The 20,688-nt window shown below is 43.0% G+C and carries 16 protein-coding genes; 9 read left to right on the forward strand and 7 right to left on the reverse strand.

Features of this window, described 5'->3' with window-relative positions:
* Positions 1-151: 151 nt before the first annotated feature.
* The 4 genes from N646_RS03045 to N646_RS03060 form a co-directional block, all read right to left on the reverse strand.
* Positions 152-817, reverse strand: coding sequence for a hypothetical protein (locus tag N646_RS03045; protein ID WP_005377438.1), 666 nt, complete (start codon positions 815-817; stop codon positions 152-154).
* A gap of 194 nt (positions 818-1,011) precedes the next feature.
* On the reverse strand, positions 1,012-3,018 hold the full coding sequence (gene prc / locus N646_RS03050; RefSeq protein WP_017634279.1) for a carboxy terminal-processing peptidase: 2,007 nt from the start codon (positions 3,016-3,018) through the stop codon (positions 1,012-1,014).
* Positions 3,019-3,035: 17 nt separating this feature from the next.
* The gene (gene proQ, locus N646_RS03055; RefSeq protein WP_005377435.1) at positions 3,036-3,662 is read right to left on the reverse strand and encodes an RNA chaperone ProQ; all 627 of its coding nucleotides are present in this window, start codon (positions 3,660-3,662) and stop codon (positions 3,036-3,038) included.
* A 97-nt stretch (positions 3,663-3,759) separates the two neighbouring features.
* Complete coding sequence (locus N646_RS03060) at positions 3,760-4,233, reverse strand: GAF domain-containing protein (protein ID WP_005377433.1); 474 nt, start codon at positions 4,231-4,233, stop codon at positions 3,760-3,762.
* 92 nt (positions 4,234-4,325) lie between these two features.
* Between N646_RS03060 and N646_RS03065 the strand changes: the two genes are divergently transcribed.
* The 4 genes from N646_RS03065 (at position 4,326) to rsmF (ending at position 11,625) form a co-directional block, all read left to right on the forward strand.
* Complete coding sequence (locus tag N646_RS03065; RefSeq protein ID WP_021033889.1) at positions 4,326-6,122, forward strand: ABC transporter ATP-binding protein; 1,797 nt, start codon at positions 4,326-4,328, stop codon at positions 6,120-6,122.
* A 24-nt stretch (positions 6,123-6,146) separates the two neighbouring features.
* Positions 6,147-7,397 carry a paraquat-inducible protein A gene (locus tag N646_RS03070; RefSeq protein WP_017821871.1) on the forward strand — a complete coding sequence of 417 codons (1,251 nt, stop codon included), beginning with the start codon at positions 6,147-6,149 and terminating at the stop codon, positions 7,395-7,397.
* Positions 7,390-10,038, forward strand: coding sequence for an MlaD family protein (locus N646_RS03075; RefSeq protein ID WP_017821870.1), 2,649 nt, complete (start codon positions 7,390-7,392; stop codon positions 10,036-10,038). The genes N646_RS03070 and N646_RS03075 overlap by 8 nt, the downstream gene beginning before the upstream one ends.
* Before the next feature lie 150 nt (positions 10,039-10,188).
* Positions 10,189-11,625, forward strand: coding sequence for a 16S rRNA (cytosine(1407)-C(5))-methyltransferase RsmF (gene rsmF / locus N646_RS03080; protein WP_017821869.1), 1,437 nt, complete (start codon positions 10,189-10,191; stop codon positions 11,623-11,625).
* A 283-nt stretch (positions 11,626-11,908) separates the two neighbouring features.
* Here the strand turns inward: rsmF and N646_RS03085 are convergent, their stop codons facing one another.
* A complete protein-coding gene (locus tag N646_RS03085) occupies positions 11,909-12,742 on the reverse strand; it encodes a CvfB family protein (protein WP_017633794.1) in 834 nt (277 codons plus the stop codon).
* Positions 12,743-12,934: 192 nt separating this feature from the next.
* Between N646_RS03085 and N646_RS03090 the strand changes: the two genes are divergently transcribed.
* Complete coding sequence (locus N646_RS03090) at positions 12,935-14,287, forward strand: hypothetical protein (protein ID WP_005377421.1); 1,353 nt, start codon at positions 12,935-12,937, stop codon at positions 14,285-14,287.
* 33 nt (positions 14,288-14,320) lie between these two features.
* Here N646_RS03090 and N646_RS03095 read toward each other — a convergent pair whose 3' ends face one another.
* Positions 14,321-14,818 (reverse strand): DUF4442 domain-containing protein, encoded by a 498-nt coding sequence (locus N646_RS03095; RefSeq protein WP_005377418.1) that lies wholly within the window; start codon positions 14,816-14,818, stop codon positions 14,321-14,323.
* A 372-nt stretch (positions 14,819-15,190) separates the two neighbouring features.
* Between N646_RS03095 and N646_RS03100 the strand changes: the two genes are divergently transcribed.
* Positions 15,191-16,249 carry a 3-deoxy-7-phosphoheptulonate synthase gene (locus N646_RS03100; protein WP_005390197.1) on the forward strand — a complete coding sequence of 353 codons (1,059 nt, stop codon included), beginning with the start codon at positions 15,191-15,193 and terminating at the stop codon, positions 16,247-16,249.
* 21 nt (positions 16,250-16,270) lie between these two features.
* Positions 16,271-16,753 carry a YajQ family cyclic di-GMP-binding protein gene (locus N646_RS03105; protein WP_005377415.1) on the forward strand — a complete coding sequence of 161 codons (483 nt, stop codon included), beginning with the start codon at positions 16,271-16,273 and terminating at the stop codon, positions 16,751-16,753.
* A 100-nt stretch (positions 16,754-16,853) separates the two neighbouring features.
* Here N646_RS03105 and N646_RS03110 read toward each other — a convergent pair whose 3' ends face one another.
* A complete protein-coding gene (locus N646_RS03110; RefSeq protein ID WP_005390199.1) occupies positions 16,854-17,774 on the reverse strand; it encodes a precorrin-2 dehydrogenase/sirohydrochlorin ferrochelatase family protein in 921 nt (306 codons plus the stop codon).
* A 460-nt stretch (positions 17,775-18,234) separates the two neighbouring features.
* On the opposite strand from N646_RS03110, the gene N646_RS03115 reads away from it, so the two are divergent.
* Together N646_RS03115 and N646_RS03120 are read left to right on the forward strand one after the other, a co-directional pair.
* Positions 18,235-19,263 carry an amino acid ABC transporter substrate-binding protein gene (locus N646_RS03115; RefSeq protein WP_005377403.1) on the forward strand — a complete coding sequence of 343 codons (1,029 nt, stop codon included), beginning with the start codon at positions 18,235-18,237 and terminating at the stop codon, positions 19,261-19,263.
* A 218-nt stretch (positions 19,264-19,481) separates the two neighbouring features.
* Entirely contained in the window at positions 19,482-20,687 is a 1,206-nt protein-coding gene (locus N646_RS03120) for an amino acid ABC transporter permease (RefSeq protein WP_005377402.1), read from the forward strand.
* Position 20,688 lies beyond the last annotated feature (1 nt).

Below are 20,688 nucleotides of genomic sequence, written 5' to 3' on the forward strand. Positions count from 1 at the left end.
ATAAGCTATTTGTAGGGGTTGTGGTATCAGAATACAAGTCTTTCTATCAAAAAACGGAGCTTTTAGTGCTCTAGCTCCGTTTTTTGATTAACATTTAAACAACATTAATGACTTACCGTACGCACGCGTAATTTGGCGCATGTTAAAGGCATCATGGCGTAACTCTATTGAGTACGGCGTACATATCACCATTGGAATCTTCGATCGTTAGCTCATTCTTGTTGAGCTTATACGTGGTTCCATGCTCGCCATTTTCATACAACAGAACCAAAAACTCATCTTCTGTGTAAAACACACCTTGTTTGATGGACTCATCCCCTTCTTCGTTCGAAACCCTAAACATGAACACGAAATCAGGTTGAAGTATCAAATCCATCTGATTAATGTTGTTGGCCACAAGACCGTCGCCAGATACGTGAGAGCTAGACCAAATACCTGCAAGTGAATTGGATAATCCCTTAGTGAATGTTACACCATTAAGATCAAGCGTATTATGGTTGTTGCGATAGGCATAAATTTGAGGCTCGTCGGTGTTTAAACCAAGAACGATGGTGTCTTCATTTGCGTTATACAGCCCTTCCCAATGGTCAACGGAATAGTCTTTCTTTTGAATATCAATAGAAAAGCTGTAGTCAGAACCTAATGAGAGTTTGATCGCACGAAAGTTTTCAGCCGACTCTTCGGGGTTTGGGTTCATCAAATACCAGTCTCCGATGAGAAACGGCGTGTCAAAGTGACTTAATTCATCTTCTCTGGTGTTTTCTCCACCAAACACACTAAAGCAGCAAAAGCTAAGTAAAATAAAGAACCACTTCATATCGGCATCCTTATCGTTTTCTTTTAGCTTAGCCAGTAGTCCTCACTTTCGCGAAATTTTAGATGTAGATCACGTAAATTATTGGGGGAAAATAAGCGAATATCTTGCTCGATATCGAGACAGCGGAAGGCAAAAAGGCATAAAAAAAGAGTGAATCTGAAAGACTCACTCTTTTTATTCTAAATTGCCAGTTATTATGACTGATTTTCCTGCTTAAGTAGATCGACCATAATCGCGACAGACTCATCTAAATAAACATCAGGAGCCTCGTAGTCTTTTGGTATGTCATCCAATGTTTTGAATGCTTTTTTACCCAAAGCAACTTGACGTTCATTTATGCGTTGTAATCGAAGGGCTTCCGCTTTATCCGATTCAGCTTTACGAACTTTTTCGTTCAAAGACAAAGTATTATCGTCTTTTTCTTTACGATATTTCTCGATGTCTTCATTGATAAAGCGGAACTCCATCTCATCAGAAATACGCTTGTTATGAAGAGCAGTAAGTTTTTCAACTAAGGCGTCGTTACTTGGAAACGTTTGATATTGTGCCTTATCAATCTGATCCCAAGGTAAAGCATTGTCTTCAACACTTTCACCTGTTTCAGAAGCCTCAATTGGCGTTGGGTACGAAATATCTGGTGCAACACCACGATTTTGCGTACTTCCACCGTCAATACGATAAAATTTCTGAATCGTGTACTGAACATAACCTAGCTCTTTATCGAACAGATCATAAATATGATTCAGTGAACGATGTTGCTGAACTGTACCTTTACCGAAAGAGTTTTCACCTAAGATGATTGCACGATTATAATCTTGCATTGCCGCTGCAAAAATTTCAGATGCTGAAGCACTGTAGCGGTTAATCAATACCGTCAATGGGCCATCATAACTCACTTTTCCATCGGTATCGGCATTCACCTTGATGCGGCCATAGCTGTCACGAACTTGAACTACAGGACCTTCTTTAATGAATAAACCTGTCAATGCCGTTGCTTCTGTTAGCGCACCACCGCCATTGTTGCGTAGATCAACGATTACGCCGTCAACGTTTTTGGTTTTCAACTCAGCTAGTAATTTATCGGTGTCTTTCGATAAGCCGACGTAGAAACTTGGTACTTCTAAAATACCAATCTTCTTACCGTCTTTTTCGATGATTTCTGACTTAACTGCACGATCTTCTAAGCGAACTTTGTCACGAACAATTGTGACAATGTAACTCTTCGCATCGTTACCTTCTGGCAAGATCTGTAGATTAACCTTTGTGCCTTTAGGGCCTTTGATTAACTGAACAACATCATCCAGACGCCAACCGATCACGTCGACAATTTCTTCACCGTCTTGTCCAACACCAGTGATTCGGTCCCCTTCACCAAGTTGCTTACTCTTTGAGGCCGGACCGCCAACAACAAGTGAACGAATTACTGTGTAATCGTCTGTCATTTGCAAAACGGCGCCGATACCTTCTAGAGAAAGGTTCATTTCCGATTGGAATTGCTCGGCATTACGTGGAGAAAGGTAGCTTGTATGAGGGTCAACCTGTCGCGCGAAGGCATTCATATACAACTGAAATGCGTCTTCATTGTTGGTCTGTGTGATGCGCTTCATCGCGTTGTTATAACGCTTCTCTAAAACTTCTTTAATCTCTGGCCACTCTTTGCCAGTCAGTTTCAGATTTAACGCGTCATATTTCACACGCTTGCGCCACAACTCGTTGAGCTCTGCTTCGTCTTTTGGCCATGCGGCCTCAGAGCGGTCTAACTCTATCTCGTCATCGGTATCAAACTTGATCTCTTCATCGAGTAGAGTTAACGCATAAGCAAAACGATCGAAACGCTTCTGCATTGAGAGGTTGTAAACATCAAAAGCAATTTGGTTGTTGCCCGATTTAAGCTGATCATCAAGCTCGACTGACCAATTTTTAAATGAATCGATGTCTGCTTGAGTGAAAATATTTCTATTGTAATCAAGCAACTCTACATAGCGTTCAAAGATCGCTTTAGAGAAATCATCATTGAGGCTGAAGTGCTTATAATGAGAGCGGGTAAATCGCGAGGTGACTCGTTTGCTAGCTGTTTCATGCTGAACTTCAGGAGAAAGAACCGGCAGGTCATCTTTATGTAGTTTGGCTTCAAGAGCCTGAGCTGATGCTGCTAGCCATAAGCTAGCAGCAATCAGGGTCACTTTTGAACGGCAATTCATGCGTAGGAGTATCTCCTTTATGCGCGCAAGTGCTCCGCTTTCACAACCATTTGTAGGCCGTTAGCAAGTTGAACACGTACATCATCCTTATTGATTTCAACAATGGTCGCTGCCATGTTTCCTTTGCCCATGTTCACGTTAACTGCGTTACCTACTGTGATTTCATCAGCATTTAGAGCGCGCGTTTCTACAGGCTTAGTTGGTTTTTGTACTTTTGGTTTATTAGTACGACGAGGCTGTTGAGGCTTTTTAGCCGCAGGTTTCGCTTTCGCCTTACCCTCTTCACGAGCTTTTTGTGCTTGTTCTTTACGACGAGCCTGAACTTTCGCCTTGCTTTCTGCAAGTGTCGCTTTCGCGTGTTCAACGTGCTCTTCTTCTAGCTCACCACAAGGGTTGCCATCTAGGTCTACACGTACTGCACCTGGTTTTACACCGTGTAGGTAACGCCATGATGAAGTGTACTGTCTTAACGCTGCACGAAGCTGTGTTTTGCTTACTTTTTCGTCTTCATTTAGACGTTCCGCAAGATCTTGAAAAATACCAATTTTCAGAGGTTTTGCTTCACCTTCTAAAGTAAAGCACTTAGGGAAACATTCAGCAATATATGCAATAACTTCTTTGCTGTTTTTTAACTTTTCAGTCATGAGGGGTCCTGATTTGAGCGGATTTCCGCGAGCATTAAGAAAAAATATTCTCGTATTATAGTGACATGCCAAGGAAAAACCACACTCGAAGGCTAATTTATGCGTCGTTCGCGTGTGAATTAAGCAGCTTTTCTACTTCAACCATGAAATGAGTGAGACCTTCTTCGTCTGTTTCATTAAATCGGCCAATACTTGGACTATCAATATCAAGTACACCAACCACCTTTCCATTAATAGAAAATGGAATCACAATTTCTGAATTGCTCGCTGCATCGCACGCAATATGCCCCTCAAATTCGTGAACGTCGTATACTCTTTGTATAGTATTAGTTTGTGCAGCAGTACCGCAGACGCCTCGACCCATTGGGATACGAACACAAGCTGGTTTTCCTTGGAACGGACCAAGAACAAGCTCTTCACCTTTTGTTAGGTAAAAGCCTGCCCAGTTAAGATCGTCAAGTTCCATGAAAAGCAATGAGCTCAAGTTTGCTAGGTTCGCAATAAAGTCTGGTTCAGACTCAATTAGAGCAACAGCTTGTTTGGTTAGTCTTTGGTATTGTTCTAAGTTCATATTAACTTCCTACTTACTATAAAAGCTTCCATTCTCAATGTATGGCGCTAAAATGCAGCCCTACTTTATAATAGGACTTATTCTCAATTACAATGCTTCTGAAAAATGACACTATTAGCCGTTCTTGGTTGATAACACAAGTAAAAAAGCACAAGTCCAAGCTGATCATAGCGAACTTGATAGCGGTGCTTGCAACCTTGATTAGTGTTCCAATTCCCCTCCTCATGCCTTTGATGGTTGATGAGGTCTTATTGGACCAACCTGCAAAAGGCTTAGACGCCATGAATGCCATTCTCCCTGAAGCGTGGCACACTCCGACAGGCTATATTTTCTTCACCCTGTTCTTGGTTGTTCTTATGCGAGCTGCGAGCCAAGGATTAAATATCCTTCAAAGCCGACAATTTACGCTTGTTTCAAAAACCATCACGTTTGAGATGCGCAGTAAAATGATCGACAAACTCGGCCGTATCAGCATCCGACAATACGAAACCAAAGGTAGCGGAGGAATCAACGCACACCTTATCACTGACATTGAGACCATTGATAAATTTATTGGTTCTACGTTAGCAAAATTCGTTATCAGTTTTCTGACTGTTATTGGTACTGCTATCGTTCTACTTTGGCTCGATTGGCGACTTGGTCTGTTTATCCTGTTAGTTAACCCTATTGTCATTTACTTCTCACGTAAACTAGGCAGTATGGTTAAACATCTGAAACGGAAGGAAAATCATTCTTTTGAAATTTTCCAAAACCGTTTGGTTGAAACATTAGATGGAATCTACCAACTACGCGCAGCCAATAAAGAGCGAGAATTCCTCCAACAACTCAAAGACAGTGCGAACCAAGTTCGCGTTGATGCAGACAAGTATGCTTGGCAATCTGAAGCGGCTGGTCGCGTTTCTTTTCTTCTCTTTTTGATCGGCTTTGAATTATTCAGAGCTGTCGCAATGTTAATGGTCATGTTCAGTGACCTTACTATTGGCCAAATATTTGCCGTTTTTGGTTACCTATGGTTCATGCTTTCTCCTGTTCAAGAGTTGCTTGGGATTCAGTTTTCTTGGTACAGCGCTAAAGCCGCATTAAAACGCATCAACGACTTATTAGAGTTAGAAGAAGAGCAGAGACCGGTTCCTAAGGTAAATCCTTTCAAAGAAGGTAGAGAAGTTGACGTTAAAGTAGAAAACATTAATTTCTCTTACAATAATGAAAACAAAGTCCTAGATAATCTTTCTTTACATATGCCGGCAGGAAAGAAAGTGGCGTTAGTTGGCGCAAGCGGCGGTGGTAAGTCAACCTTGATACAATTACTTATTGGGGTTTACCGTCAAAACTCCGGTAGCATTCGCTTTAATGATGAATTAACAGAAGATATTGGTTTTGAAGTAATTCGCGACAAAATTGCCGTGGTATTACAGCAACCTATACTATTTAACGACACCTTGAGGCATAATCTAACGCTTGGTGGGGATTTTGACGAAATGTCACTTTGGCGTGCGCTTGAAGTGGCTCAGCTGCAAGATGTTATTTCTCAACTGAACCACGGCTTGGATACTCAAGTTGGTCGTAATGGCATTCGTTTGTCAGGAGGTCAACGACAACGGCTTGCCATTGCTAGAATGGTGCTGAGTAATCCTCAATTTGTTATTTTAGACGAAGCCACGTCTGCGCTAGATACCGCTACTGAAGCGGCTTTACACAAAGCACTGACCGAGTTCTTACGTGGTAGAACAACATTAATCGTTGCGCACCGACTATCCGCTGTTAAACAAGCAGATTTGATCTACGTGCTTGAAGATGGGAAAGTGACGCAAACAGGTACTCATGGTGAGTTAGTTGAGCAAGAAGGCTTATATCAAACCTTATATGGGGGCATACAGTCCCACGCTTAAATCGTTCAAGCTAGAGAGGTCGTTATGACCTCTCTGTCTAAGCACGCCATGCAACCCAATAACGTACGTCTGTGCCAAGGTTGTGAATTGCCTGTCGACATCGTCGACTTACCCCATGGCAAAAATGCACACTGCCCTCGTTGTGGTACACAATTATATCGCGGAGGTAGCCCTAGCCTCTCTGGTAATCTAGCCGTCGCGATAACCTGTATCCTACTATTTATTCCATCGCACTTTTTTAACTTTATTAGCATCCGACTCTTTGGTGTGATGATTCCGGCAACCCTGCCTTCAGGGATGATCACATTGATGGAAGAAGGATTTGTTCTTCTTTCATTGCTCATTCTATTTTGTAGCTCTCTAGCGCCACTGACGGTTTGTGTTTCAGTGGTAACGGCGCATATTTCTTTACATCAACGATGGTTCCGTGGGCTTCGTATCTCACTGTGGCTAATTCAACATTTGAAGCATTGGGTTATGTTGGATGTGTTCTTAGTTAGCATCGCCATTTCCTGTTTTAAACTCCAAGATTATTCCGACATTTTCGTCGGTCCGGGGTTAATTGGTCTGGTTCTTTTGCAGATATTTACCGTTTTGTTAGTTTCAAGAATCAGCGTGCGTCGTTATTGGGAAGCTTGGAAACCAGAAAGTTTATATGCTTTTGAGCATAAAGATGTGCATTGCCATGAATGCCACTTGTCCCAGCCTGAAGGTGACCATTGCCAGCGTTGTCATCACGAGTTATATCATCGCAAGCCAAACTCCATTCAGAAAACATGGGCTTACCTCATCGCAGCAACGGTCGCCATCTTCCCTGCTAACCTGATCCCTATTTCCATCTTGCTTACCAATGGTAAGCGTTTGGAGGACACTATTTTTTCAGGCGTGGCTGGTTTGGTAAAAAGCGGCATGTATGGAATCGCTGCGATCATTTTTGTTGCGAGTATCGTTGTCCCGGTGATTAAAATACTTGGGCTCGCCTACATCATGCTTTGCATCCAATTCAAACGTTCGGTGTTTAAGAGACAACGAATGATGGTTTACTTTGTTGTTAAATGGATCGGTAAATGGTCTGTGATGGATTTGTTTGTTATTTCTATCATGATGACGTTAGTCGATCGTGGTCAGATACTGGATTTCACACCAGGATATGGCGCCGTAGCATTTGGTGTTGTCGTAGTGTTGACCATGCTTGCAGCAGAAAGTATTGATCCAAGGCTAATCTGGGACCAAACAAACCCAAAACAATCAGAAAAAGAGTCAATGAATGAGTGATCAGAACAGTTCTCAAACGTCATACGTACCAGATGTAAAGCGGAGTAAAGGCATATCTCCTCTTTGGCTGTTGCCAATTTTGACCATGGTCTTAGCTGGCTGGCTTGTTGTGAAGTCGATACACGATGCAGGACAACGAGTGCAAATCTATTTTTCTGATGCCGCTGGTCTTGTCGCCGGCCGAACCACTATCCGTTACCAAGGATTAGAAGTCGGCATGGTAAGAGACATTAACCTCACCGAAGATCTCGGCAGTATTTATGTCGATGCTGATATCTATCCTGAAGCTGCAAAGTTACTGAACGATAAAACACGCTTTTGGTTAGTAAAACCAACAGCTAGCCTAACGGGAGTTTCCGGACTGGATGCGCTCGTCTCAGGTAACTACATCTCGATTCAACCCGGAGATGGTCAAGAGTTTGAGACAACATTCCATGCGTTAGACTCTGCTCCAACAGATTTACGCGTTTCTCAAGGTTTGAATATTAAGCTCAAAAGCCGTGATTTAGGTGGTGTATCGGTTGGCTCTCAAATTGTTTATAAGAAAATCCCAATCGGTGAAGTGTACAGTTACCAGCTAGATGAAGATGCAAAATCTATCACTATTCAGGCCAACATTCAGGATCAATACCGACATATCATTAACAACCGCAGTCGATTCTGGAACGTCAGTGGAATTGGTGCCAGCATCGGTTTTGAAGGTGTCGATGTAAGACTAGAAAGCATGAGTGCCTTACTAGGTGGCGCCATCGCCGTCGACTCTCCGGATGATGGTGAGCCTGTAGAAGAGAACACCGAGTTCCGTTTGTATAAAGATTTGAAAACTGCTGGTCGAGGCATCGCGGTTAAAATCGTCCTACCTGATGACAGCAAGATCAGCGGAGAAGGCGCTCCAATTATGTATCGCGGAATCGAAATTGGCCAAGTTACGGACTTGAGCCTTTCCGAAGGCCGAGAAGTGATATTGGCGTCAGCGGCAATTCAACCCGCTTTTAGTGACATGCTGACGACAGGTACTCGATTTGTCTTAGAAGAAGCAAAAGTGTCCCTCTCTGGTGTAGAAAACATTGCTAATTTAGTGCGAGGGAACTTCTTAACGATCGTGCCGGGCGCGGGTGAACGCTCTCGCCGCTTTACTGCCATTCGTAAAAACGTGTTTAACCAACAGCAAGAAAAGTCCATCGCGATTCGGTTGGTGTCCGACAATTCGTTTGGCCTAGATAGCGGTGCCAATGTACTTTATAAAGGCATCGTTGTTGGTTCAATCATCAAAGTGGGCCTAGTTAAGGAAGATAAAAAATCACAACACGAAGTATTTATGGATGTATTGATTGACCATGAATACAAACATCTGATCAAATCAAACAATCGTTTTTATGTAACCGGCAGTGCATCAGCAGAGTTAACTGAATCCGGGCTCAGCGTTACCGTTCCTCCAGCAAAGCAGTTGTTAACCGGGTCAATTAGTTTTGTGAGCGAAGGCAAGCAGGATATTCAAAAAGAGTATCAACTGTTCCAAAATGAATCATTGGCTGAATTGGCGCAGTACAATCAAAGTGGCTCTAGGGCTCTAACACTATTTGCTTCTGAATTGCCGCCGATTTCCAAAGGCAGCCCTCTACTCTATCGTAATCTTCCAGTTGGTAACGTCTCCGATTTCCAGCTAGTTGATGGCGGAGTACTAATTAAGGCTACTATCGAAAACCGCTTCGCTTATCTTGTAACGCCACAAACCGTTTTTTGGAATCGTTCAGGGATTGAGATAGATGCATCATTAGCCGGAGTCAGTGTGAAAGCGCACCCTTTAAAATCGTTAATCGAAGGTGGCATCGCTTTTGACTCCGTACCAGGCGTTGAAAACAAAATCGGAGAAAACTGGAAGCTGTATTCTGATCAAAAAACCGCTCGCAAGTTTGGGCGCGTCATTGCTTTAGAAACCGACGGTTCGCAAGAGATTGCTAAAGGAATGCCGATTGAATATCAAGGTGTTAAAGTTGGTGAAATCACTCTGGTTGTACCGAATTTTCGTCGTAACATGGTTGAAGTCACTGCAAGGATCCTACCTGAATACGTAGAAAACATTGCAGTTGAAGGCTCACATTTTTGGCTAACTGAACCAGAAATTGGTTTAGGTGGCGTTAAAAACCTCGGGGCGTTGGTTTCGAAATCCATCAGTGTTGAGCCAGGTAAAGGTAAAGCTAAATTTGATTTTCAATTAGAAAATAGTTCAGAACGCGTGCATGGAATCATGTTTACGTTACAAAGTGAACAGAGAGGCTCAGTACAAGTCGGTACCCCTATTCTTTACCGCCAGATGGAAGTTGGCCAAGTGACCGACGTAAGCCTAGGAGAATTTGCTGATCGCATCCTCACGACTATCAAAATACAGCCTGAATATGCTTACCTCGTTCGTCAAAACAGTGTGTTCTGGAATGTTTCAGGAGTAGATGTTTCCATCGGGCTTACCGGCGCTAACATCAAAGCGGGAACCTTTGATAGTTTAGTTCGCGGAGGAATTGCGTTTTCAACGCCAGAGCAATCGACTATTCCACCAGCGGCAAAGAGTGGGCAATCTTTCTTTTTGTATCCACAAGCTGAAGAAGGTTGGACTCAATGGCGTACAGCAATTCCGAAGCCGTAGAATAAAGCTCAATTCACGTAAAATTGAAGTTTGATCACTTTAAAAGAGCAGCAATCGCTGCTCTTTTTTATCGCTCGGCCCTTGTCACTATTCGTTTCTGCTTCGCTTTCGTATATTATTTGCCACAAATTCTGCAAACGAGATCCCACATTGCATCCTAATGTTTACATCCCAGACGCGTTTCTGGAAAAAATCCAAACTATCCTTCCTGCTCACCTCAACATGGAAGACTTTATCGCGTCGTGCCAAAAGCCACTGCGCAAAAGTATTCGAGTTAATACGTTGAAGATCAGTGTTGAAGCGTTTCTAGAACGAGCAGAAGCAAAAGGCTGGAAGCTTTCTCCTGTGCCTTGGTGTGACACGGGGTTTTGGATTGAAGCGGATGAGTCAGTTGTACCATTAGGCAACACAGCAGAACACATGTCTGGCTTATTCTACATTCAAGAAGCCAGTTCGATGATGCCGGTATCTGCTCTGTTTATGAATGATGAATCTTACGATGCCGTGTTAGATACCGCAGCCGCTCCAGGCTCAAAAACCACTCAAATTGCAGCTTTAATGAACAACGAAGGTGTACTTGTGGCCAATGAATACGCCGCAAGTCGTGTAAAAGTACTGCACGCTAATGTGGAACGTTGTGGGGTACGTAACGCCGCACTAAGTAACTTCGATGGACGCGTTTTTGGCGGTTGGCTACCAGAACAATTTGATGCGGTTTTGCTCGACGCGCCTTGCTCTGGAGAAGGCACCGTTCGCAAAGACGAAGATGCGATGAAAAACTGGACGCAAGCTTCCGTACTCGACATCGCTGACACACAGAAAGATCTTATTGAAAGCGCCTTCCATGCATTAAAGCCCGGTGGTGTGATGGTTTACTCAACATGTACGCTCAGTACAGAAGAAAACCAACAAGTTTGTCAACACTTGAAAGAAACCTTTGGGGATGCTGTAGAGTTTGAAAGCCTTGAGAACTTGTTTGAAAACGCAGAGGCAGCTCTAACTGAAGAAGGCTTTTTGCATATTTTCCCACAGGTCTACGACTGTGAAGGGTTCTTTGTTGCAAGAATTCGCAAACTGGCTGCTGTTGAGGCGCCAGAAGTCAAAAAGCGCATGGGGAAATTCCCCTTTGCTAAAACTTCAAAAAAAGAATCGACAGAAATTGCTCAACAACTCCAAAGCGCGTTAGGTATTAAACTTCCAAATGACAGTTCTGTATGGCTTCGCGATAAAGATGTCTGGTTATTCCCTAATGCTTTAGAAGCGATGATCGGCGAATTACGCTTCTCCCGTATGGGTATAAAGATCGCGGAAGCCCATAAAAATGGCTACCGTTGGCAACACCAAGTCGCGACTGCCCTGGCGACAGGTTCTGAAAGCAACGCCATTGAACTCAGTATTGAAGAAGCGCGCGAATGGTACATGGGGCGTGATGTTCGCCCACAAACCATTCCTGAGGGAATGAAAACAGGTAAAGGCGAAGTGCTTGTCACCTATCAAGGCGCAGTTATTGGCCTTGGCAAGTGGGTAAGCAACCGAATAAAGAATGGTCTCCCTCGCGAATTAGTACGAGATAAGAACTTATTTTAAAAGACGTAACGAACCATAAATAAATGAAAAGCCATCGTATTTGCGATGGCTTTTTAATTCGTAAGTATGAAAGCAAGTGGGCTCGCTAGCGATCCGGACACGCTGTACTAAACTAGTTGTATCAAAGTAATGCTTTGATGTGGCATTTCTCTCTATGTTCACCAACAAAATTATTGTTGGACAAGTTTAGCGCAGGCTCTGCGGAGCCGTTTCCCCTAGGCCCAAAAAAAGGAAAAGTTTGGGCCGTTTTTTTGGCTGTAGTTCCACTATACGTGAGTTTGGACTACGCTAGACGAATACCGTCTTTCTCAATGACAATTTTACCCTGCTTGTATAAGCCACCGATGGTCTTTTTATAAGTCCCTTTACTTGTGCGGAAAGCATCAAAAATCGCTTCAGGAGAAGACTTGTCATTCAAAGGCAAAAATCCGCCTTTCTTCTCTAGCAAGTCAAGGATCTTACTAGAAAGATCGTCCATTTTCGCCACACCGACTTTTTGTAGAGCAAGGTCGATTTTGCCATCTTCACGAATGTGCTTAATAAAGCCTTTCAGCTTTTTACCGATGTAAAGCTTACCAAAAACATCCGATGGGAAAATCATGCCCCAATGCTTACCATTAACGATAGCTTTATAACCAAGTTGACTACGCTCTGCGATGATCAAATCAACTTGCTCGTTAACTTCATAATTCGCTGGAGTTTTATCTAACCATTTATTGAACTTAGTCGTACCAACAATGCGACCTGACGCTTTGTCGGTATAAACATACACTAAAATGGTTTGTCCGGCAGAGAAGCGAGTGCGTTGCTCACTAAAAGGAATCAGTAAGTCCTTTTCTTTGATGCCCCAATTTACAAAAGCACCTGTCGCATTCACACCCTCAATCTTCATTAAACCCCATTCACCCACTTGGGCAATTGGTCTTTCAATGGTCGCAGCAAGTTGGCTTTCTGAATCGAAGTACAGAAATACGTCTACATGCTCACCAATTTCAGTACCCTCTGGTACATACTTACTAGGTAGTAGAACAGAACCGTAATCATCGCCATCCAGAAATACGCCAAAATCAGCCTTTTTAATGACTTCTAAGCTGTTAATTTGACCAATTTTAATCATTGATTTTGTCTCTTTTTAAATTTACGTGGAATTATACCTAAACTAACAAGAAAATCAGAGAGAAAAGCATAGTGCTCTGTTATGCTGTTGTCGTTCAGCTATATGCCCCAGTCACTCTTTTAGCACTCTTATACTTACCTGCTCAACGGAACGCATAAGTTAAGAATGCTTTAGCAAAGTCAGGAGCTTTCTTTGGTCACCGTCGATAAACAAGACTCAATAACATTAAAAATCAGTCATGCACTCGCAAAGAGCAAAAGTGTCGACCTAGATATTTACTTTTTTATACCTGGTGAGCTTGGTTTAAACGCCGATATCATCAGTGAATCCGAATTTTATTACACCTCAATCACACAGCAACGATCTTATTACAGTACTGAAATCCTTCTTCCGCTAGTACACAGTCGACTTGCCAAACGTGGACGCCTGTCGAATCAGCAATACCGAGTAAGTTTGAGTTTGTTCGCTTACCAATACGTTATCGCGCTAGACAAAGCGGTAGCAAGTTTAAACAAGCATGAGAACAACTCCGTAACGGAAGATGAAGTGGACGAAGTTATCGAGCTCACGCTTGAGATCTTAAAGCGCTTGCGGCGTTCTATTCCTTATGAAGAGAACTTAAAACGCTACTACGTTAACATCGATAACTATCTGTCTTGGTATACCGAGCAAAAGTTCCTGTCACTGGTGGCCCATCTACCACGTGAAGGCGACTATGGCACGATCAAAAAGCGTCTGATCACGCTATGTGAGAAAGAGCAAGCCCATCGTAAACTCAACAAATACAACTCATCAAGAGTCGTTGAAGACGTTACTCGCCTATCTAACAAAATGCGCTTGCTAAGGCGATTGATTGAACACCCTATCGTGCTTCGTGAAGAAACCATATCGATGGGTAACAACATTAAGCGCGCTATCAAAGGTATTGCAACCGGTTTAGTGATGGTTGTCGTGACCTCGACCGTGATTCTCGCTCGCGATTATCTGGGGGAAATTTCTGCCTCATTCATTATCGCGATGTCTTTTATTTACGCTTTACGAGAAATCTTTAAAGATGATTTACGCGATGCCATGTGGCGATGGATCCGTAAAGGCAAACCAAAATGGCGTAAGAAGTACGTTGATCCAACGACGAAAAAAGTGGTTGGCAAAAAATTGGAGTGGCTCGATTATCGTACCTTAAGTAGCTTGCCGGATAAGATTCAAAGAATACGTAAAAAACGCGTCGTTCAACGTGAAGAGCAGATTCTTCATTATCACGAGAAAACCGAAATGGCGACCTCTCTTTTCTTGAGTGGTTACGAACAAACGAGAGAAACATTGAACATCAGTTTGCGCCCTATCATCCGCTTGATGGATAAAAGCTCAAACCGAGTTTACCGTTTAAATGAAGGTCAAGTAACCAAAGAGTCAGTAGAGAAACGTCATTTGCTCAATGTGATTGTCAAAGAGGACAACCACACCGATGAGCCTGTTTATTACCGCTGGAAAGTGGTCTTAAATCGCTCCAAAATCGTCTCTATCGAGAAGATTGAACTCAATTAAGCCAACGCCTTTAAACAAACGAGCCACAAACCACTAGGCAGCCTCTTTTCTTTGTTGGGCTGCTTTTTTTATCGAAAGAGTAAGCGAAAATTCAGCCATTGGCTCGTCACCATGTAAATTAGGACACAGCGCGACAATTTTTACGTCACGATTTACTCGTTCACCCGTTGCCAAGGTGTGCTCGAGCATCTCATCAATGACATGACCATCGTTACAAACAAAGTGCACATCGGCTTCCGGGCGCTTTAAAAACTCGGCTTTCACACCTTTAAATGCTAGCGAGATCGCTTCTCCCTTTTCTTGCGCTTTACTCATAGCAAGAAAACCACCAGCAACATCAGCGCCAACGGCTAAAGCGCCGAAATACATGCTATTCAGGTGGTTCTTCGTTCTTCTGCGCAATGGGATACGAACCTCAACATGCTTGCTATCTATCGCAATGATTTTAGGGTGGCAAAGCCAAATCAGCGGCACTTTCGAAAAGCCAAACAGATTTAGATACAAATTCGCACGACGTAGAGCTGATAACATTTTGGTCTCCTTACCAATCTAGTCAGACCAGTTAATCAACGAAAGAAATAGATGTCAAAGAAATGTTAACAAAAGCTCGATCTCACGAGTTATTTAACCCTCATGAAGTGACGGCGTCACCCGTGAGGTATGAAGTTTATCGCAGTTACTTAGATTACCTTACAGCGAGATAGATAAAATGGTTATAAATTCAAATGTATATATATTGATTTAATGATCAAGTTTTGTCATTTATACATAAGTCATTTAAATGAATACCTACACCTTTGTATACAATTCGGTATTTCCTGGCGAAGATTCCCGTGAAACGGTTTATTCCTGCCTGTAATTCCGTTATCTTTACCCCTTCGCAATAGAGAATAAAGCTATAACATGCCTATAAAAACAGATGAATTGAGAACCCAGCCTTTGGGTCCAATGCCTACCCCAGCAGAGCTAGGTAGTGTACATCCTATTACGGATGACGTTGCAGACCGTATCGCTCAATCTCGTCGTCAGATTGAAAACATTTTATCGGGTGAAGACGATCGCCTTCTTGCGATTGTAGGTCCGTGTTCTGTTCACGACACTGAAGCTGCCATTGATTACGCCACTCGCCTGAGTGAAATCCAAGACAAGTACAAAGACGAACTGTTTATCGTGATGCGTACTTACTTTGAAAAGCCTCGTACAGTAGTTGGTTGGAAAGGTTTGATTACGGACCCTAACCTAGATGGTTCTTACGCACTTGAAGCTGGTCTTCATAAAGCTCGTAAACTACTACTGGATATCAACAAGCTTGGTCTTGCGACTGCTACTGAGTTTCTTGATATGATCACTGGCCAATACATCGCGGATTTGATCACTTGGGGCGCGATTGGTGCTCGCACAACGGAATCACAAATTCACCGTGAAATGGCGTCGGCACTATCTTGCCCAGTTGGTTTCAAAAATGGCACAAATGGCAACGTAAAAATTGCAATTGATGCAATTCGCGCATCGAAAGCATCGCATTACTTCTACTCGCCAGATAAGAACGGTCGAATGACGGTTTACCGCACAAGTGGCAACCCTTACGGTCATATTATTCTGCGCGGTGGAGAAAAAGGCCCTAACTTTGATGAAGCATCAGTCAAACAAGCATGTGATGCTTTAGCTGAGTTTGGATTGCCACAACGTTTGGTTGTGGATTTCAGCCATGCAAACTGTCAGAAGCAACACAGAAAACAAATCGACGTAGCTCAAGACATTTGTAACCAAATTAAGTCAGGCAGCACTCGTATTGCGGGTATCATGGCAGAAAGCTTTATTCTTGAAGGCAATCAGCCAATGACTGACATCAATAACCTAACGTATGGTCAGTCTATTACAGATCCATGCCTAGGTTGGGAAGACACTGCTACAATGCTAGATATGCTGGCAAGCGCTGTTAAGTCCCGAAAGTCCCTATAACAAAATAATCAAGGAATCTTCATGCCATCGTTTGATATTGTTTCTGAAATCGATACGGTTGAACTACGTAACGCCGTTGATAATGCTAACCGTGAATTGTCTACTCGTTTCGATTTCCGCAACGTAAATGCGAGCTTTGAGCTAGTAGAAGAAAACGTAAAAATGTCTGCGGAAGGTGACTTCCAACTTAAGCAAATGCGCGACATTTTACGCGGCCACTTAGCGAAGCGTAACATTGACGCGAACGCAATGGATGCACAAGACCCAGACGTTACTGGTAAAAACTGGCACCAAACTCTGCTTTTCCGCCAAGGTATTGATACTCCAACGGCGAAAAAAGTAGTGAAACTTATCAAAGACGCAAAGTTAAAAGTACAAGCTTCTATTCAAGGCGACAAAGTACGTGTTACCGGTAAGAAACGCGACGACCTGCAAGCGACAATGGCAGCGATTCGTGAAGCAGAGATGGGTATCCCATTCCAGTTTAACAACTTCCGTGATTAATCAATCTGAGAAGTAAATAAAAACGCCAGCGCATAATCCGCTGCGTTTTTTATTGGCTTTAGTGTAACGAACTACGTATCCACTTTAGCATTTGGCATTGCTAGATAACTAAGTCCTGTCCTTGCAGCAATACGAATTCGCTCGTTCCTTGTGGTATGAACACGCAAATTCGAAGCTTTTCAGCTTTAGCCTTGGCCAGCATATCCGAAAGCTCAGCAGCGCTCGAGAAAGCTTCTCTTTCTGCATCTCTTCGTATTAGTTCTAACACATTCGCTTCACATCGAGTTGAGTACAGAGCCAGCTCCGCTTGTTGCATATAGCGTACGGCTTTTATTGGCAACATCTCAACATCTTTCCCAACATGAACCCAAGTACAACTTCCCTTTTCATCTAAAGGTGTTGCCATGGTCGCTTGGTAAATTGCTTCTAACTCACGATTATCTCGCGCGTTTTCCACCTCGGGGTTCGAGAAGAATTGCTCCCAAAACTTGCGGCGTAAATCGACACTAGGCAGCGCCTCTTTAATTGAGTTTCGCTTTGAGTTAGCAAAGTCCGCCATCAACCCCATGTTTTGTGGCAGTATCGATTCAAGTTTTTCACGGATGTTTCGAATTAAAACTGGCGAAGCTCCACCACTAGAGATAGCGATTTGGATACGGCCACGATTAATCATAGACGGCGTGATGAAATCACAATAAGGCTTATCATCCACAACATTAACCAAGATGCCTAGCTCTTTGGCATCTTTGTACACTTGGTGATTTAGCTCAGGATTGTCTGTCGTCGCCCACACTTGAACAAAGCTTTTAGTGACAATGTCACTCGAATAGAAACGTTGTACCCAGCGCAGTTGATGCTCAGAAGCAAGCTTAGACAGAAAATCAACCAACGTCGGAGAAACGATAGTCACATCCGCCCCAGCCTTTAGCAACGCTTCCACCTTTCGGCTTGCCACCTCACCACCACCCACGACGAGAACGGGTTTATTAATTAAATCTAAGAACAGAGGAAAATATCGCATTTCAATCCATGATTACTCTAATTAGCTGTTGTAGACCATGCTACCAAAAATGGGGCAAGCTCATCACCCTGTTTCGGTATCACAAATAATTTTTGTTTGAATTTTTACTGAACTTCACCTTGCTCAGCTAATGACAGTTTTAATAACAACTTTTTATTCTTTTGTATTGTTCACTCTTCTATTGATTGTTCTGATGCACCAAATTGTCCATGAATTGCACTATTTACAAACAATTAACATTTCGTCATTCTAAATCTCAAGGCACTTTGTAAGTTCTCTCAAAACTTCATTTAAATTATATATTTGAGAATTAACAGATCCTTTCCTACGCTTATAACTGGTTGATCTATCGAATGCCGTTTCTTCGAAAATCAATCACGTAGGACGATAACTCTAACGAATTGGACACGTTATTTCAGGTCACTCCTGATTAAACATGGATCATACAGGAAGGATACAAATGGCAAATAAACTCACAGTTCTTGCTTCCGTCGTAGCGGCTTCTACTGCGATGATGGCAACATCAGCTCAAGCAGCAGACACTACTCTGGACAAAGTCACAAAACAAGGCTTTCTTACTTGTGGCGTAAGTACCGGTCTACCTGGTTTCTCTAACCCTAACTCAAAAGGCGAATGGGAAGGTATCGACGTAGAATATTGCCAAGCACTGGCTGCAGCCGTTCTTGGGGATAAAACGAAAGTTAAATATGTACCCCTAACCGCAAAAGAACGTTTCACTGCGCTTCAATCTGGTGAGATTGATGTGCTTTCCCGTAACACGACCTGGACTCTCCACCGTGACACTGCACTGGGCCTAAACTTCGTAGGTGTGAACTACTACGATGGTCAAGGTTTTATGGTGAAGAAGGAACTTGGTATCTCAAGTGCTAAAGAGCTTGATGGTGCGTCGGTATGTGTTCAATCAGGTACAACAACCGAGCTAAACCTTGCAGATTATTTCCGCAACCAAGGCATGGCGTACAAACCAGTGGTATTCGACACAGCGGCGCAAACTTCGAAAGGTTTTGATGCGGGACGCTGTGACGTATTAACAACTGACCAATCTGGCCTTTATGCACTACGTTTGAATTTGAAAGATCCGTCCTCTGCGGCCGTTCTTCCAGAAATCATCTCTAAAGAGCCACTAGGTCCAGTCGTTCGTCAAGGCGATGATCAATGGTTTAACATCGCTAAGTGGACATTGTCTGCGATGATTAACGCTGAAGAATACGGTATTAGTTCGAAGAATGCGGATGAAATGCTGAAGTCAACAGATCCAAACATCAAACGTATCCTCGGTGTTGATGGCCCTAAAGGCAAAGGTTTGGGTATTCGTGATGATTGGGGCTACCAAGTTATCAAACAAGTTGGTAATTATGGTGAAAGCTTCGAGCGTACAGTCGGTACTGGTTCGCCGTTAGAAATCTCTCGTGGCGTTAATGCGCTATGGAATGCGGGCGGCTTTATGTACGCGCCACCAATCCGATAGAAAGAGTTAATCAGGGCGGTTCATGCCGCCCTTTTTCTTGATTATATCTCACTGTATGAGTAAGGATCGCTCATTGGATGGCGAAAAGCGCTCGCTTGGTGGAACGGCTTTAAAGGTTCGTAAGTCACCAGACATGAGAGCGTTATTCTTTAGCCAGCAAGGACGAAACTTCTTTATACAGGCCGATATCTATAACTAAGGTTTGAGGTTATCGCTGTATGAAACCGACACAAGATGCATCGCCAAGTACGATGTCCAAACCAAGCGGAAGCAAGAGCCTGATTTATAATCCTGCCTTTCGTTCTGCTATTTTCCAGATCATTGCCATTGCTGCACTGGTATTTTTCTTTTACACGATTGTAAACAACGCTCTCAATAACTTAGATGCTCGTGGTATTGCAACGGGCTTCGGTTTTCTGAATCAAGAAGCCGGGTTTGGTATTGGGTTAACATTAATTGAATACGATGAAACGTACTCTTACGGTAGAACATTTATCATCGGCCTTCTTAATACGGCGTTAGTCTCTGTATTAGGTATTATTCTGGCTACTGTGATTGGCTTTACCATGGGGGTTGCCCGCCTTTCTTCTAACTGGTTAGTTAGTCGTTTAGCGGCAGTTTATATCGAAACTTTCCGAAATATCCCCCTTCTTCTGCAAATATTCTTCTGGTATTTCGCTGTTCTTCAAGCATTACCCTCACCACGCCAAAGCTTAAGTCTTGGTGAAGCTATTTTCCTGAACGTTCGTGGCTTATATTTCCCTGCACCGACTATGGAACCTGGCAGTAGCTACGTTATTGCCGCGTTAATCTTCGGGGTAATCGCAAGCTTATTAATTAATGTATGGGCGAATAATAAGCAACGTCTCACTGGGCAACAAACCCCAATGGGAAGAATAGTTTTGGGTTTAGTTGTTGGCCTTCCATTGGTTGTGTACTTCCTTGCTGGTATGCCAATTTCACTGAATTATCCTGAACTAAAAGGGTTTAACTTCCGAGGTGGTATTAGCATTATTCCTGAATTGGCTGCGCTACTTTTGGCATTGAGTGTTTATACAGCTTCTTTCATTGCTGAGATTGTGCGCTCTGGTATTAATGCGGTTAGCCATGGTCAAACCGAAGCAGCGATGTCGCTAGGCTTACCACGCTCGAAAACTTTAAAGCTTGTTGTCATTCCTCAAGCGTTACGAATTATTATTCCACCTTTAACCAGTCAATATCTCAACCTCACCAAAAACTCATCGTTAGCGATGGCGATTGGTTATCCAGATCTTGTCTCTGTGTTTGCTGGTACTACCCTGAACCAAACGGGACAAGCGATTGAGATCATTGCGATGACGATGGGCGTGTACTTGACATTAAGTCTGATTACGTCTGCATTAATGAACTTGTATAACCGTAAAGTCGCGCTGGTGGAGAGATAAT

This window comes from Vibrio alginolyticus NBRC 15630 = ATCC 17749 (assembly GCF_000354175.2).
Taxonomy (GTDB): domain Bacteria; phylum Pseudomonadota; class Gammaproteobacteria; order Enterobacterales; family Vibrionaceae; genus Vibrio; species Vibrio alginolyticus.

Bases quoted from the DNA above. Each gene is read 5' to 3' on its own strand.
- N646_RS03045 (WP_005377438.1), bottom strand. From the start codon at position 817: ATGAAGTGGTTCTTTATTTTACTTAGCTTTTGCTGCTTTAGTGTGTTT.
- prc (WP_017634279.1), bottom strand. From the start codon at position 3,018: ATGAATTGCCGTTCAAAAGTGACCCTGATTGCTGCTAGCTTATGGCTA.
- proQ (WP_005377435.1), bottom strand. From the start codon at position 3,662: ATGACTGAAAAGTTAAAAAACAGCAAAGAAGTTATTGCATATATTGCT.
- N646_RS03060 (WP_005377433.1), bottom strand. From the start codon at position 4,233: ATGAACTTAGAACAATACCAAAGACTAACCAAACAAGCTGTTGCTCTA.
- N646_RS03065 (WP_021033889.1), top strand. From the start codon at position 4,326: ATGCTTCTGAAAAATGACACTATTAGCCGTTCTTGGTTGATAACACAA.
- N646_RS03070 (WP_017821871.1), top strand. From the start codon at position 6,147: ATGACCTCTCTGTCTAAGCACGCCATGCAACCCAATAACGTACGTCTG.
- N646_RS03075 (WP_017821870.1), top strand. From the start codon at position 7,390: ATGAGTGATCAGAACAGTTCTCAAACGTCATACGTACCAGATGTAAAG.
- N646_RS03085 (WP_017633794.1), bottom strand. From the start codon at position 12,742: ATGATTAAAATTGGTCAAATTAACAGCTTAGAAGTCATTAAAAAGGCT.
- N646_RS03095 (WP_005377418.1), bottom strand. From the start codon at position 14,818: ATGTTATCAGCTCTACGTCGTGCGAATTTGTATCTAAATCTGTTTGGC.
- N646_RS03100 (WP_005390197.1), top strand. From the start codon at position 15,191: ATGCCTATAAAAACAGATGAATTGAGAACCCAGCCTTTGGGTCCAATG.
- N646_RS03105 (WP_005377415.1), top strand. From the start codon at position 16,271: ATGCCATCGTTTGATATTGTTTCTGAAATCGATACGGTTGAACTACGT.
- N646_RS03110 (WP_005390199.1), bottom strand. From the start codon at position 17,774: ATGCGATATTTTCCTCTGTTCTTAGATTTAATTAATAAACCCGTTCTC.
- N646_RS03115 (WP_005377403.1), top strand. From the start codon at position 18,235: ATGGCAAATAAACTCACAGTTCTTGCTTCCGTCGTAGCGGCTTCTACT.
- N646_RS03120 (WP_005377402.1), top strand. From the start codon at position 19,482: ATGAAACCGACACAAGATGCATCGCCAAGTACGATGTCCAAACCAAGC.